Here is a 13,241-nt window from a genome sequence, read left to right on the forward strand (position 1 = left end):
TTTTTGCTCACTCCAGGTAGCTCTTCGCTACGTGCTTGGCTAGATGAAAAGACTGCCAGCCTCGGTCCTCTTTCAACTCCTCCGCCCTCTCCTGCAGCAGGTACTTTATTTTGTCCGCCACTGCTGGATCTTCCTTCAACGTCATGATGACCGGAATCGCGTCTAGGGACAGGCTCGTCAAATACGCCACGTCGATTCTTCCCGTCTCCTCGTAGCGCTGTATGTTCTTCTTCGCGATCACCGCATCGACATTGATGTAATTGAGCAATACATACGCTGCGATCCCCGCCACGCCGTATACCTTCAGCAGGGAAAAGTTGTTTCGCCAGATTTTCAAGAAGGCGATCACAAACAGGATGAACAAAAAGATCATGAAAGCGTGAGCCAACAACCTCGTGTGGGTATATCCGTAGGCTTCCTCATACAAGGACAGGCGGTAATAGGCGGAAACCAGCATAAAGCTCGTACAGACCGTCAACAGGCTGAGCAAGGCTTGGACGATTTTGTAGATAACCCGCTGCGCCCTCGAAACGAGGTGCATGAAGCTCACCAGCAGGATAAAGTTGATGATGGTCACCGTGACCAGCTCGTTAAACCCTTTTTTCGCGTATTCCGCATACGTCATATTGTCCGGCAAGACAGCTTCGGCGCCACCGAACAAATACGAGATCTGGATGACGGTAAAGGCGACATACACCACATTGATGATTGTCAGGATCGTCACCAAAATGATGCCATCCCAGGCTATCTTCTTCTCCTCCGGTTGATCTTGCAAAGGGAGCGCTGCCGTCTGCAGTCTCGGTCCCAAAATGGCGTACAGGTAGCCAAAGGTCAAAAGCGCGGCGAAGCCGATCAGAAACAAGCGGAAGATCGCCTCTGCGGAGCCCCAGTCAAACACCCTGCGCGGAATCTCCGCAAGAAAATGCCCAAAAACACCATCCGCTTGGGAGAGCAGAGACAGCACCACTACCAGGAGCGGCACCGATATCCCCAGACCCGCCAGCACCTTCATCGCCACCCCGTACTTTGTCCGGTCCACCCGATTCTTGACCCACTCCCGAAGCAAAACAAACGGGATGCTCGTGTATTTCACCGTGTAAATGAGCACCGTCTCGATCATCTCTCCAAAAAACCCGAAAGAAAACCAGCTCTTTTGGTGTCGTTTGGCAAGCAGCATCGTCTGCGCGACCAACAGAAACGGAACCATCATAAAGTTTATCCATTGAAAAAACGCATTGTCGTACAGAAAGAAGGTCAGCGCCAGCAAAAAGATCGGCACTGTCAGCGACCACGCGAAGGCTTGATCCCGCGAAAATGTCAGCTGGATGCGCTCTCTCGCTTGCCAAATGAACAAGAGGTACAACCCGATTACAAACAGTGGATAGGAGATGCCGAATTCTTTCCCGTAGAACAGATAATCAGCGATCACTCCCATCGCTACAGAACCAATCAACATCCAATGAAAGCCGCTATGTCTTTGTGCCATTTCAGCCACAGGTTTCCACTCCTTGCCACGTAATCGCTATCCGGCCTCGATAGCCGTTGATTGTAAATACGCGGAAGGAAAATCAAACGATACGGATAATAGGAAATCCCTGACAAATAAAAAACCTCCATGGCTCATTTAGAGCCACGAAGGTCTGCTTTCGAGAAGATTAGTCGTCACACTTCTCTGCCTTACCCTCAGCCAGTGCCGTCTTGAAGGAAGACCCACAGCCGCAGGAAGCCACCGCGTTTGGATTCTCGATGGAGAAGCCTCCGCCCATCATGGATTCCTTGTAGTCAATCTCGGTACCATTAATGTATTGATAGCTGTCTTTGTCGACAACGATTTTGACACCATGCTGTTCGAAGACCTGGTCGCCTTCTTTCATATCCTGATCCCAGCCCATGCCGTAGGTGAAGCCACTGCAACCGCCTGGTCTTACCCCGACCCGCAGGAACAGATTGGGTTTATCTTCTGCTGCCAGCATTTCTTTTACCTTATGGCTGGCCTGCTCTGTCAATGTAATCATGCTTCTTTCCTCCTTTACAGGCTACTTCTTGTTTCGTGCTTACCTCCAGTATACAAAACAACCACGCTCTCTCACAAGGTTCCCCTGCACTTCGGCGGCCCATTTAAGCGAAATCCTTCCAACAAAATAAGAAAAGAAGGGTCTCCCCTTCTTATGCGAAATAGGCTTTATTTTCGAGTAGATAAAAGCGATATGGTTTCTTGTTGGTACCTACCTTAGACAGACCATGATCTATTTGGTTCAGTTCGTTGTGTAGTTCATCAATTTGTATACTATATTCTAGGACTTCTGGATGATCCAACCCAAACTCTAACCCCATATTTACCATACGCTGTCGAAGGAGTTCGATTTTTTCGAGTAAAACGTCCCGCATGTGAAGCTCCTCCTAATAGTAGATCAGGCTAACTACCTATATTTTACAAGATCAGCTACGATTTCGCAAACAAAATTTCCCACATTCTCCTAATTCAGCGCAATTTTTTGCCGATAATTGTTATATTTTTACAGTTAGCAGTTGGTGAACTTATGATATTGTTCCCTCCATCCAAGAGGTTTATAATATAGGTGCCTTGTTGCCCGATTTTTGCATGTTCCCGTCGATAGGTTTAGGCATCCATGCCAGCTCCTATCACGTGCGAAATGCAGCCGATGCTCCGCTTAAAGAAGCAGGGGGATCATCTTCATACATCAGAGACCCGTGAACGCCACGAATGGGTAAAACTGAACGAACCTCAGAGAAGTAACAATTATATGATGGAAGAAAGGAAGTGTTTGGCATGGCGCTTGAAACCTTTGCCATCCAAGACAAATCGCTTGCCGCTATCGCGGAAAAAGTAGAGCACGGCGAACGCCTCACATTGGAAGACGGTGTTACTCTTTTCAACTCCCACGATCTTCTCACGATTGGACAGCTTGCCAATATCGTCAATCAACGGAAGAATGGCAACAATGTGTATTTTGTGCAAAATATGTACATCAATCCGACCAACGTCTGTGAAGCCCATTGCAAATTCTGTGGCTTCCGTCGCGACAAAGACGAAGATGGCGCTTACACCATGAATACCGAAGAGCTGCTGCACTACGTGGAAACACGTTTCCATCCAGGGATCCGCGAGTTCCATATCGTAGGCGGTCACAACCAGCACATGCCATTCGAATACTACGTCGACACGCTTCGCACGCTCAAAAAAGCTTACCCCGACGTCACCATCAAATCCTATACGGGTGCTGAAATCGAGTTCTTCTCCCGCATCTCCGGTCTGTCCATCGAAGGCGTGTTGAAAGAACTGATGAATGCAGGTCTGGAAAGCTTGACAGGCGGCGGCGCAGAGATCCTCACCGAGCGTTACCGGATGAAAATGAGCCCGGAAAAAGCGAGCACAGACATGTACCTGCAAGTACACCGTACAGCCCACCAGCTGGGGCTGAAAACGCACTCCACCATGCTGTACGGCTCTATCGAGACTTTGGAAGAGCGCGTGATCCACATGATGCGCCTGCGCGAGCTGCAAGACGAAACCAACGGATTCTTGGTCTTCATTCCGCTCGCTGTGCAGCCGATCAAAGCAAGCGCAGGTATCAAGCGCCGCAACTCCGCGATCGACGACCTGAAAACCATGGCGATCAGCCGCTTGATGCTGGATAACTTCCCTCACATCAAAGCCTACTTCATCAATATCGGTACCCAATTGACACAGCTGTCCCTGACGATGGGAATGTCTGATGTGCACGGTACCCTCATCGAAGAGCGCATCAGCCATGCTGCAGGCGCCCTGACTCAGCAAGCATTGACGGTTGACGAGCTGGTTTGGCTGATCAAAGGTGCAGGCAAACGCGCACTCGAACGCGATACCTTCTATAACGTTGTAAAAGAGCACTAATCCTCTCCAAGAAAAAAACAAAGAAGCTGATGCCCGGTCAGTCGAGGCATCAGCTTCTTTTGTATCTTCGATCACCAGCAGACCGTTTTATCTGCACGCCATGTTTTTAACCTGAACGGGTTGAACATAGTAAAGAGAAGCATTACAGCGGAAAGTCGATATTCATCAGGTCATCTTCCTCGCGCAGCTTGCTCTTGATTTTGGCTAGCAGCTCATCAGGGGTCTGTGCTTGCACAAGATTGCCGTTGACCAGCGCGAACGGCTGCATGTAGCATTCGCCGCAATAGCCCAAACAGCCGTATTCCAATACGTCGACATCCAGCTGTGGATCGTTCTCCAGAGCGTCAACGACAGATTGGGTATAGGAAGAAACGTTGCTCGCGCAAAATTCTACCAAAGGCTTCATCTATCTTCACCTACCGATTATTACGACATCGTCACGTCCTTTATTGTACCGCGTCTGCTGTAAAAATCCAGCGGAGAAAACGGGAAAAAGATTCTGCTTGCATTTTTGGCGAAAGAGACTAAAAATAGAATGGGTGCTGTATAAAACGGACAGAAGAAAGGACTAGACCTTCTATGAAACGACTTGTGATCCTTGGTGGAGGATACGGGGGTCTTCGTATTATTGAGCGAGTCCTGTCCCCTGAGTTACCAGACGACGTGTTTATTACCCTCGTAGACCGGATGCCGTTTCACGGCTTGAAAACAGAGTACTACGCTCTGGCTGCAGGGACGACACCGGAATCTCACTTGCGCGTCACTTTTCCCAATGATCCTCGCCTGACGATCAAATACGGGGAAATTTCCGGATTGGATCTGGACGAGCAGGTAGTAAATTTTACCAACGGGGACACCATTTCCTACGACTGGCTCGTCATTGGTTTGGGCTGTGAGGACCGTTACCACGATATCCCTGGTGCTGATCTCCATACGTGCTCCATTCAATCTATGGGAGCGACCCGCAGCACTTATTCGGCCATTAATAATGTGAATCCGTATGGTACGGTTACGGTAGTGGGTGGAGGCCTGAGCGGCGTCGAGATGGCTGCTGAGCTCCGTGAAAGCCGCCCAGACCTGAACGTGCGCATTATAGACCGCGGACAAAGTATTCTTAGCCCATTCCCGAAAAAACTGCAAGAGTATGCCTCTCAATGGTTCATCGAACACGAAGTGCAGCTCGTCTCCATGGCCTGCGTGACTGGCATCGAGCCTGGTGTTGTGTACAACCACAATCAGCCAGTGGAGAGCGACGTGATTGTATGGACTGCCGGTATCCAAGCAAACCGGATCGTGCGCGAACTGCCGATCGAAACAGACAACATTGGTCGCGCCAAATTAAACCAGTATCACCAAATTCCGTCCCATCCGAACGTTTACGTCGTGGGTGACTGTGCGAGCACCATCATCGCACCGAGCGCTCAGACAGCTGAGATACAGGGCGATCAGATTGCCTTGATGCTGAAAAAGGACATTAAAGGAGAAGAGTATCCAGCTTCCCTGCCTCCTCTCAAGCACAAAGGCTTCCTCGGTTCCCTCGGCAAAAAAGAAGGCTTTGCCAGCATGGGGAAAGTCTCACTCGTTGGTCAAATGGCTCGCGTCATCAAAAGCGGACAGCTGTGGATGTACAAAAAGCATATGGGATAGGAAGCCAAAACCTGTTGACCACGGTCTAACAGGTTTTCTTTTTTTCTTGCTCATAAAAAAAGAAGCACCCTCCCCATGGGAAAGGCACTTTCTTACGTTGAGCGGTCAGCGTTTTTGAACACGAACCACCGGCACTTTCTTCACTTCGTATGTTCCCGTAAGCACACGCTCAGAAATGACATTCAGCTTTAACAGGCTGGTGATCTTCCCGGTATCCGCTCTCGACATCAGTCGCCACAATGAGGGATCGGGCAAGGCATTGTACAGCCGGTCATCATTGTATTCCCGCCGCTCCTGATAGGAGATCGTCAGCCGGAATGCCCCTTCCTCCATGCTGTCCTTGTCCTGGCAGCTCTCCATCAGCATGTTCCGCAATTCGTTCAGCTCTTCCTCCACCCGCTTCTGCGTTTCCTTCAGCTCGTAATAACGTGCCAAATGCTGCTCCATCCGCTCGTCCTCCTTTGGGTAGATTGCACCCATGCAGTATATGAGTCGGATCATGGCTGTAGAACGCTGGTGAAACATGAGACCCCCGCTCCGTGTCACACAGAGCGAGGGTTGGTAGATCCAAGACGGCTTATTTTTGAATTTGGGTCTGAATGGCTTCGCCCGGATGCTTGATCAGGAATGTCGAATACTCAACCTCCCACGGATTCCATGCTCCGTCAGCACCGAAGCCCCATACGGAGTGGATCCGAGAGACCGTATCCGTGTTGTTGATCCCCACTATGCGTTGCTCCCCTACCAGTTCATACGTTCCGTTGGCATCCATATCGACCGGAGTCAATGCGCTGAACGGATAGGAATAGACGGAAAGATCTTGCTCATTCGCAGCGAGTTTGCCTGCTTGGTCATACAGCTTGGCCGCTACGTACAGATCCTTGTTTGCGCTCACGTCGAAGCCGAGAGGTCTGTCGAGATGCGTTCCTTTCCCTTCTACCCGGAATCCATTGACAAAAGCGCCTTCATACTTGATTCCTTCATTCTCTTTTTCGCCAAAAATGACGCTGGACTTCCCATCTGCAAATGTCGCCACCACGTGATTGTAGATGCCTCCGCTGCCTCCTGTCGCTGATTTTACAAAGGCATCCGCTACATGATCACCCGTGAAATCAACGAGCGTCAGTGTCCCTTCGTATCCGCCCACATCACCAAGATCGGTTTTGCCGTATGACTTTGTCTTTCCATCCTGGACAACCAGGTTCATATTCGCAGCGTAGATGTCGTCCTCTTTTTCCTTTTGGCCAACCAAGTAAACGGTATCGGCTACCTTGTCACCCGTCACATCTGCCGATTGCTGATCGATGACGTAGTAATTTTTATCCAGCTTTACTTCCGCTGAAGCGGCAAATGGTTTGCCGACCGCGTCTTCCGCATGGGCTACCTTTGTATGAGAAGCTGCCAGACCAGAACCTCCGATTACCCCAGCTAGCAGCAAAAATGTAACGGGCTTCATCCATTTTTTGTTCATCGATTATTCCTCCTAGTAGTTGGTTACATCAACTACTATAGGACGAATCCATTGGAATATCGTTACAAATGGTTTACGGAGCGATGACAAACTAGAAAAACGGGGAGGATCGGGGAAAACGCTACAGCTTCATAGTAACACCTATTGGTGCTATCCCTGTCTAGCTCCATGCTGTATTCGCTACGGAGCCGCGACTGCTTTACCGCTTCCCCGTGAATCATTGTGGAGCGGACAGTTTATCCTTCTTTGCGGGTGGGAATAGGCCGGAGCGCAGATCGGAAACTTGCTTCTCCCTACTTCAGCCAAGTTGAAATTGCCATATCTTTTATAAATCAAAAAAACGATCAGACGAATTACTCCGCCTGACCGTTTTTTGTGTCTTATGATTCGCTGTCTACGAGATCAGCCAACGGCTTTACTCCCATGCTCTCCAGCTTTGCATGAATATCTTTGAGCTTCGGATTACCCTCGCCGACAATTTCCCCGGAAATTACGACAAGTGGATACCACAAATCTTCCTCGATAATCCGCTGCGCCCAGTTTTTGTCATCGTCTGTCTGAGGCTGTTGAAAGTCACTGTACAGGATGCGGATGCTGTCGCTTCCATACTTGCGGGAGAGCGCTGCTTCCAGCCAGTCTGCCGTTTCTTTAGCGGATGGCAAATTGACGCAGCTTGCGCACAACTGCTCAGTCCCAAAAACTTTAATTTCTACGCTCATGCTCGTGACCTCCCATGAACGCTCTTCCCTCAAGCTTAGGAGAGCGCTTGTTCCAGATCCTCGATCAGGTCTTCTACATCCTCAATCCCTACGGAAATGCGGATCAAGCCCTCGGTAATGCCCAGCTCTGCGCGGCGCTCCACCGGAATGGAAGCATGAGTCATGCGAGCTGGCACGCTGATCAGACTTTCGACAGCACCCAGAGATTCCGCCAGCGTGTAGAGCTTCACTTTGGACAGTACTTGGTCCGCACGCTCAGCGCTTCCCACGTCAAAGGAAATCATACCGCCAAAGCCGCGAGCCTGCTTTTGCATCAGCTCGTGACCTGGATGGCTGGACAAACCAGGGTAGATGACACGCTTGATGTCGCTGCGCTCTGCCAACCATTTTGCCAGAGTGCGTGCATTTTGCTCGTGCTCTTCCATACGGACACCCAGTGTTTTCATACCGCGCAAAAGCAGCCAGGAGTCTTGTGGACCCAGGATGCCGCCGATCGCATTTTGCACGAAATGCAGGTCTTCCCCCACTTGTGCATCTTTAGCTACGACGAGACCAGCCACGACGTCACTGTGTCCACCCAGATATTTGGTCGCACTGTGGAACACGATGTCAGCACCGAGATCCAGCGGGTTTTGCCAGTATGGCGTCATGAACGTGTTGTCAACAATCAGCAGCAAGCCTTTTGCTTTGGCGATGCCAGACAAGGCACCAATATCATTTACTTTTAAGAGCGGATTAGTCGGAGTTTCCATAATGATTGCCTTCGTTTCAGGGCGCACGGCCGCTTCCACAGCTTGCAAATCATTGGTGTCCACGTAGGTGGCTTCCAGCCCAAGACGAGAAAAGACACGGGTAATGACGCGGTACGTACCACCGTAAACGTCGTCGCCCACTACCAGATGATCGCCTTTGTTGAACAGCGAAAGAATCGTGGACAGAGCAGCCATACCGGAACCAAACGCAAATCCGCGAGCGCCTCCCTCGAGCTCGGCGATGTATGTCTCCAGCGCGTGACGAGTCGGATTCCCAGTACGGGAATATTCAAATCCTTTGTGCTTGCCGATCGCTTCCTGCTTGTAGGTGCTCACTTGATAAATCGGAACCGACACCGCTCCTGTGTGTGGATCTCCCTCGATACCGCCATGGATCAAACGTGTCTTGATACGCATCTTAGATTCCTCCCTGATAGATTTTTTTGCTGAGATAGCGTTCGCTGCTGTCTGCAAACAGAACGACGATGTTGGTTCCTGGAGCGGCTTCTTTGGCTTCGCGCAGGGCTGCTGCCATCGCTGCACCCGCGGAGCTTCCCACCAGCATTCCTTCTTTCGCTGCCAGCTGCTTCACCAGATCGAATGCTTCTGTATCCATAATGGTGTGAATCGAATCGAAGTAGCTCGTGTCCATGAATGGAGGCAAGAACTCCATGCCGATCCCTTCTGTTTTGTGCGGCCCTGGTTCTCCGCCGTTCAGGATCGACCCTTCAGGCTCCACGATGACGGTTTTGACTGATGGATTTTGTTCTTTCAGGTAACGGGCGACCCCCATGAACGTTCCGCCAGAGCCTGCGCCTGCCACGAAGACGTTCACCAAGCCGTCCATTTGCTTCCAGATTTCCGGTCCAGTCGTCTTGTAATGCGCATCCGGATTCGCAGGATTTGCAAACTGCTGCGGTACGAAAGAGCCTGGGATCGATGCAGCCAGTTCCTGTGCCTTCGCGATCGCTCCCTTGATGCCTTGCTCGGTCGGGGTATTGACTACCTCAGCACCGAGTGCGCGCATCAGCTCCTGTTTTTCCTCAGAGAACTTTTCAGGTACGCAAAAAATAACTTTATAACCTGTTCCTACAGCGGCCAACGCAACACCGATTCCTGTATTCCCAGCCGTTGGTTCGATGATAGTCCCGCCTGGTTTCAGCTGTCCGTTTTCCTCTGCTGCGCGGATCAATTCCATGCCCAGTCTGTCCTTGACGCTTCCGCCTGGATTGAAGTACTCCAGCTTGGCAAACAAGCGAACACCCTCTGGCAGATCAAACTGTGTAATTTCTACGATGGGCGTATTGCCGATCAGTTCTTTCACATTGCCAAATACATTCACGTAAATCTTACTCCTTATGTTGAAGTACTTGCTGTTTCATTATAACATGCGGTTTATACAAAAAGTCCATGCAAGGTGCACATCGCAGACACCTTCCTTGGAAAGTGTCAACAGGGCATGTAAGCCATGGATTTCTCACTCGTCTATGATTATAATAAAGGTGAGGTTGGAAAGGAGTGAATGTTTCATGGATATGATGGATCAAGTACAAGAAGTTCTCGATAAACTGCGTCCGTACCTGCAGCGTGACGGTGGCGACGTACAACTCGTTGATGTTGAAGAAGGTATCGTAAAGCTGCGCCTGATGGGTGCTTGCGGAAGCTGCCCTTCCTCTACCATCACCCTCAAAGCAGGTATCGAGCGCGCCCTGGTCGAAGAAATTCCAGGCATCAAAGAAGTACAACAAGTATTCTAATCAGGGTACTGACATGAAAGCAGCTACAGGCAAGACGTAGCTGCTTTTTTCATTTCCAGAAACATTCCTACTCCATTGCATTGTCCAGAAAATCAATGACACGCTTGGCGTATTCATCCGGGACCAATGCGTAGCTGCGCACATGCCCGGCATCCGGGACAAACCAGATCGATGCTTTTTTGTCCGTCGCCAAGGCCCGCAGCCGTTCACTGTTGTCCGAAGGGATCGTCGAATCACCTGTGCCGTGGATGAAAAAGATCGGCTTCTTCGCCTTCTTGACGGCCAAATACGGCTTTACTTCGCGGGGATTGGCTCCCAAGAGGATCGGGCAAAGCGTCAAGATCAGCCAGTTGAACGGAAAACGGGGCAGGCCCGTCCATTGCGGCAAATTTTCTTGCAGGTACTCCCGCAGCGAATAAAACGGAGAGTCTGCGACAATCACGGATACTCGCTCGTCCGCTCCCCCTACCAGCAAGGAAGTAGCCGCCCCCATGGAAAAGCCGATGAGCCCGATTGCGTACCCGGGCCGTCTCGCAGCAGCGAAATCAATCGCTCCGAGGAGGTCCTTCTGCTCCCGAAGTCCAATGGTCGTCAGGGACGGACTGGAATCACCCGCATTGCGAAAATCAAACATCAGGACATCGTACCCTCTGGCGAGGAGCCTTGCTGCCAGCGAAAGTGCCGGGAGGTGGGGTTCCAGACGATTTTGACTGTATCCATGGGCAAAAATGAGCGTTCGACTTCGCGAAGCATACCCGTTTTGTTTTGCCGAGAAATACCAGCCCGAAAGTGAGATCGTTTCTTCCCGACTGGGAAAGCTGACCTCCTCCGTATGGTTGATGCCAAAATCTGCAGGTACCATATCGAGAGCCTTGCGAACGGGATGGGTCAGCCTCCACGCCACGTGAAAAGCGATGCCTGACGCAACGAACCCGAATAGCAGCAGCAGCCCTATGATCGTGAGCAGAATCGTACTCATAGCGCTGTCAGCGGCTTCTGACCTTCCAGTACAGCTACGATATTGGCTGCTGCCAGTCTCGCCATTTCCCCTCGCGTCTGTTCGGTAGCACTTCCGATGTGCGGGAGTGCTACGACGTTTGGCAAAGAGAGCAGCGGATGATTTGCCGGCACCGGCTCCTGCTGAAAAACATCCAGTCCTGCCGCCCATATCTGCTTTTTCACCAAGGCCTGATAAAGAGCCCCTTCATCCACGGTGCCACCCCGAGACACATTGATAAAGACCGAGGTTGGCTTCATCCAGGAAAACTCCTTTTCACCCATTAGCAATCGCGTTTCTTCAGACAGAGGAGTCAGCAGCACGACGTAGTCGGATTCCCGAAGCAATACTTCCAAAGAAGCCAGCTGCGCTCCCGTTTCTGCTTCGGCCTGCTCCTTGCGATTTCTGTTGTGATAGAGGATCCGCATGCCGAATCCTTTGGCACGCCTCGCCACCGCTTCCCCGATTCTGCCCATTCCGATTATCCCCAGGGTCGAGCCGTACACATTTTGCCCCGCCATCAATGACGGACTCCATGCGGTCCACTCGCCATTCAAAAGGAACCGATTGGCCTCCGTCAATCGCCTTCCCGTCGCCATCAGCAGGGCAAAAGCCAGATCAGCCGTCGCTTCTGTCAATACATCCGGCGTATTCGTCACCCAAATATCGCGCTCTTTGCATGCAGCGAGGTCGATATTGTCGTGCCCCACCGCCATGTTTGCCACGACGCGAAGCTGTTTGGCACGATTCAGCAGTTCTTCATCGACGCGTTCCGTCAGCATCGTCAGGATCGCGTCTGCCTCCTCCACTCTTTTCAACAGCAGATCACGTGGAATCGGCTCATCCCGCTCCCACACGTCTACCTCGGCTACTGTCTTTAGCAAGGAAATGGCTTCACTCGCTACTTGCCTCGTCACTAACACCTTTGGCTTCTTCATTTTCCGGCCTCCACAACCAATCGATTTGTGGAATGGACGCGCCGTACCGCTCTGCAACCAGTTGTGGATACCGACGGAGTGCCTCTTCCATTTTTGCCAGCTCGTCTTCCAGCAGAGATTGCCATACAGTCCCGTTCACTTCCAGCTTTTCTTCATCGGGAAGCTCCTGATACGACTCCACTAGCTTGAGAAATCTCCCTGGATAGAGCATCAGCCCGTACACGACGGCATACTCCTCTGGCATCAGCGGCGACACGCTGTTGTAGCCATCGAGGAAGCTTGCCGCATTTTCATCCTGCCAGCCATTTCGCTTCGTCTCCGCCTTCAGCCATTGGCCTATGTCACGAGAGCGCATGTCGAGCACCCAGTTCCATTCTCCAGCCACCAGTCGTGCATCCTTCTCATTCCATAGCATATACCCTTGATCAAAATTTTGGTAGGCAACTTTCCCATACTGCGCGGATTCCTTGACTACCTTGTCATAGCCTGCCGCGAGCACATAATGAACAGCGGTCTCTCCCAGATGATGCACGTACGTGAAGCTGGTCAATAAAAACTCATCCATGGCGGTCAGCTCGCCATCCAGCTCCCCCAGCTCATCGCGAAACTCACTGTAGTGGCGCAGCTTTCTCCTCCACATGCCGGGCCAGCTGCCCAAAGAGCTGTAGGGGATAAACAATTTTTCACCTTTTAGCGTACTGGTGGACAGATGAAACTTCGCCAAGGATTCACCGATGGAAAAGTAAAGGTCCTGCGGTTTCCCTTCCCGCACTCCCCTGTACAGGTAATACAGCTGATCATCCGCAACGATATGCCCTTGGCCCCCTACGGTCTTGACCAGCTTAAGCATGCCGAGGTCCTGCTGGGTGCTGAGGTGCTTGCGTACACGTTCTACAAATTTGCTCTTGTATTTATATCCTTCCGGTGCTTCGAACAGGTAAAACAATCCCTTGTCTGTCTTCAGCACCTTGCTCGCTCCGTTCGAGCGAACATCTTCCAGGAGAAATCCGTATTGCTCTTCCAACAATTGTTTGTCGTCCATCGATCTCACTCTCCTTGCAGACC

15 protein-coding genes are annotated in these 13,241 nt (G+C 51.1%); 3 read left to right on the forward strand and 12 right to left on the reverse strand.

Translation table 11 applies throughout. The annotated features are described in order from the left end of the window. Positions 1–7: 7 nt before the first annotated feature. The 3 genes from JNE38_RS25710 to JNE38_RS25720 form a co-directional block, all read right to left on the reverse strand. A complete protein-coding gene (locus tag JNE38_RS25710) occupies positions 8–1,486 on the reverse strand; it encodes a DUF4153 domain-containing protein (protein ID WP_238933757.1) in 1,479 nt (492 codons plus the stop codon). 169 nt (positions 1,487–1,655) lie between these two features. Next, positions 1,656–2,015, reverse strand: a complete 360-nt coding sequence (erpA, locus tag JNE38_RS25715; RefSeq protein WP_203353905.1) for an iron-sulfur cluster insertion protein ErpA — start codon at positions 2,013–2,015, stop codon at positions 1,656–1,658. Between the two features lie 151 nt (positions 2,016–2,166). Then, the gene (locus JNE38_RS25720) at positions 2,167–2,388 is read right to left on the reverse strand and encodes an aspartyl-phosphate phosphatase Spo0E family protein (protein WP_203353906.1); all 222 of its coding nucleotides are present in this window, start codon (positions 2,386–2,388) and stop codon (positions 2,167–2,169) included. Between the two features lie 403 nt (positions 2,389–2,791). Here JNE38_RS25720 and mqnE point away from each other — a divergent pair, with 403 nt between their 5' ends. Further along, on the forward strand, positions 2,792–3,895 hold the full coding sequence (gene mqnE, locus JNE38_RS25725; protein WP_203353907.1) for an aminofutalosine synthase MqnE: 1,104 nt from the start codon (positions 2,792–2,794) through the stop codon (positions 3,893–3,895). Between the two features lie 142 nt (positions 3,896–4,037). On the opposite strand, the gene JNE38_RS25730 is transcribed toward mqnE, so the two are convergent. Beyond that, positions 4,038–4,301, reverse strand: a complete 264-nt coding sequence (locus tag JNE38_RS25730) for a DUF1450 domain-containing protein (RefSeq protein WP_203353908.1) — start codon at positions 4,299–4,301, stop codon at positions 4,038–4,040. Positions 4,302–4,474: 173 nt separating this feature from the next. Between JNE38_RS25730 and JNE38_RS25735 the strand changes: the two genes are divergently transcribed. After that, entirely contained in the window at positions 4,475–5,542 is a 1,068-nt protein-coding gene (locus JNE38_RS25735) for an NAD(P)/FAD-dependent oxidoreductase (protein WP_203353909.1), read from the forward strand. Positions 5,543–5,647: 105 nt separating this feature from the next. Here the strand turns inward: JNE38_RS25735 and JNE38_RS25740 are convergent, their stop codons facing one another. The 5 genes from JNE38_RS25740 to cysK all read right to left on the reverse strand — a co-directional run bounded on the left by JNE38_RS25740 (position 5,648) and on the right by cysK (position 9,826). Beyond that, entirely contained in the window at positions 5,648–5,989 is a 342-nt protein-coding gene (locus JNE38_RS25740; RefSeq protein ID WP_203353910.1) for a hypothetical protein, read from the reverse strand. A 130-nt stretch (positions 5,990–6,119) separates the two neighbouring features. Continuing rightward, positions 6,120–7,013: a hypothetical protein gene (locus JNE38_RS25745; protein ID WP_203353911.1), complete on the reverse strand. Its 894-nt coding sequence runs from the start codon at positions 7,011–7,013 to the stop codon at positions 6,120–6,122. Between the two features lie 380 nt (positions 7,014–7,393). After that, the gene (locus JNE38_RS25750; protein ID WP_203353912.1) at positions 7,394–7,732 is read right to left on the reverse strand and encodes a YuzD family protein; all 339 of its coding nucleotides are present in this window, start codon (positions 7,730–7,732) and stop codon (positions 7,394–7,396) included. A gap of 35 nt (positions 7,733–7,767) precedes the next feature. Continuing rightward, on the reverse strand, positions 7,768–8,901 hold the full coding sequence (locus JNE38_RS25755) for a bifunctional cystathionine gamma-lyase/homocysteine desulfhydrase (RefSeq protein ID WP_203353913.1): 1,134 nt from the start codon (positions 8,899–8,901) through the stop codon (positions 7,768–7,770). A gap of 1 nt (position 8,902) precedes the next feature. Next, positions 8,903–9,826: a cysteine synthase A gene (cysK, locus tag JNE38_RS25760; protein WP_203353914.1), complete on the reverse strand. Its 924-nt coding sequence runs from the start codon at positions 9,824–9,826 to the stop codon at positions 8,903–8,905. A gap of 193 nt (positions 9,827–10,019) precedes the next feature. Between cysK and JNE38_RS25765 the strand changes: the two genes are divergently transcribed. Further along, a complete protein-coding gene (locus JNE38_RS25765; RefSeq protein ID WP_122964743.1) occupies positions 10,020–10,241 on the forward strand; it encodes a NifU family protein in 222 nt (73 codons plus the stop codon). 67 nt (positions 10,242–10,308) lie between these two features. On the opposite strand, the gene JNE38_RS25770 is transcribed toward JNE38_RS25765, so the two are convergent. Genes JNE38_RS25770 through JNE38_RS25780 form a run of 3 tightly spaced genes read right to left on the reverse strand, consistent with a single transcriptional unit; the run spans position 10,309 to position 13,218 of the window. Then, the gene (locus JNE38_RS25770; RefSeq protein ID WP_203353915.1) at positions 10,309–11,220 is read right to left on the reverse strand and encodes an alpha/beta hydrolase; all 912 of its coding nucleotides are present in this window, start codon (positions 11,218–11,220) and stop codon (positions 10,309–10,311) included. Next, positions 11,217–12,176, reverse strand: coding sequence for a 2-hydroxyacid dehydrogenase (locus tag JNE38_RS25775; protein WP_203353916.1), 960 nt, complete (start codon positions 12,174–12,176; stop codon positions 11,217–11,219). The genes JNE38_RS25770 and JNE38_RS25775 overlap by 4 nt, the downstream gene beginning before the upstream one ends. Continuing rightward, positions 12,133–13,218, reverse strand: a complete 1,086-nt coding sequence (locus JNE38_RS25780; RefSeq protein WP_203353917.1) for a hypothetical protein — start codon at positions 13,216–13,218, stop codon at positions 12,133–12,135. The genes JNE38_RS25775 and JNE38_RS25780 overlap by 44 nt, the downstream gene beginning before the upstream one ends. Positions 13,219–13,241: the final 23 nt, after the last annotated feature.

Source organism: Brevibacillus choshinensis (assembly GCF_016811915.1).
Taxonomy (GTDB): domain Bacteria; phylum Bacillota; class Bacilli; order Brevibacillales; family Brevibacillaceae; genus Brevibacillus; species Brevibacillus choshinensis_A.

Coding starts and splice junctions, on each gene's coding strand:
- JNE38_RS25730 (WP_203353908.1), bottom strand. CDS start 4,301: ATGAAGCCTTTGGTAGAATTTTGCGCGAGCAACGTTTCTTCCTATACC.
- JNE38_RS25765 (WP_122964743.1), top strand. CDS start 10,020: ATGATGGATCAAGTACAAGAAGTTCTCGATAAACTGCGTCCGTACCTG.
- erpA (WP_203353905.1), bottom strand. CDS start 2,015: ATGATTACATTGACAGAGCAGGCCAGCCATAAGGTAAAAGAAATGCTG.
- JNE38_RS25710 (WP_238933757.1), bottom strand. CDS start 1,486: ATGGCACAAAGACATAGCGGCTTTCATTGGATGTTGATTGGTTCTGTA.
- JNE38_RS25745 (WP_203353911.1), bottom strand. CDS start 7,013: ATGAACAAAAAATGGATGAAGCCCGTTACATTTTTGCTGCTAGCTGGG.
- JNE38_RS25720 (WP_203353906.1), bottom strand. CDS start 2,388: ATGCGGGACGTTTTACTCGAAAAAATCGAACTCCTTCGACAGCGTATG.
- JNE38_RS25740 (WP_203353910.1), bottom strand. CDS start 5,989: ATGGAGCAGCATTTGGCACGTTATTACGAGCTGAAGGAAACGCAGAAG.
- JNE38_RS25735 (WP_203353909.1), top strand. CDS start 4,475: ATGAAACGACTTGTGATCCTTGGTGGAGGATACGGGGGTCTTCGTATT.
- JNE38_RS25775 (WP_203353916.1), bottom strand. CDS start 12,176: ATGAAGAAGCCAAAGGTGTTAGTGACGAGGCAAGTAGCGAGTGAAGCC.
- JNE38_RS25750 (WP_203353912.1), bottom strand. CDS start 7,732: ATGAGCGTAGAAATTAAAGTTTTTGGGACTGAGCAGTTGTGCGCAAGC.
- mqnE (WP_203353907.1), top strand. CDS start 2,792: ATGGCGCTTGAAACCTTTGCCATCCAAGACAAATCGCTTGCCGCTATC.
- JNE38_RS25770 (WP_203353915.1), bottom strand. CDS start 11,220: ATGAGTACGATTCTGCTCACGATCATAGGGCTGCTGCTGCTATTCGGG.
- JNE38_RS25755 (WP_203353913.1), bottom strand. CDS start 8,901: ATGCGTATCAAGACACGTTTGATCCATGGCGGTATCGAGGGAGATCCA.
- JNE38_RS25780 (WP_203353917.1), bottom strand. CDS start 13,218: ATGGACGACAAACAATTGTTGGAAGAGCAATACGGATTTCTCCTGGAA.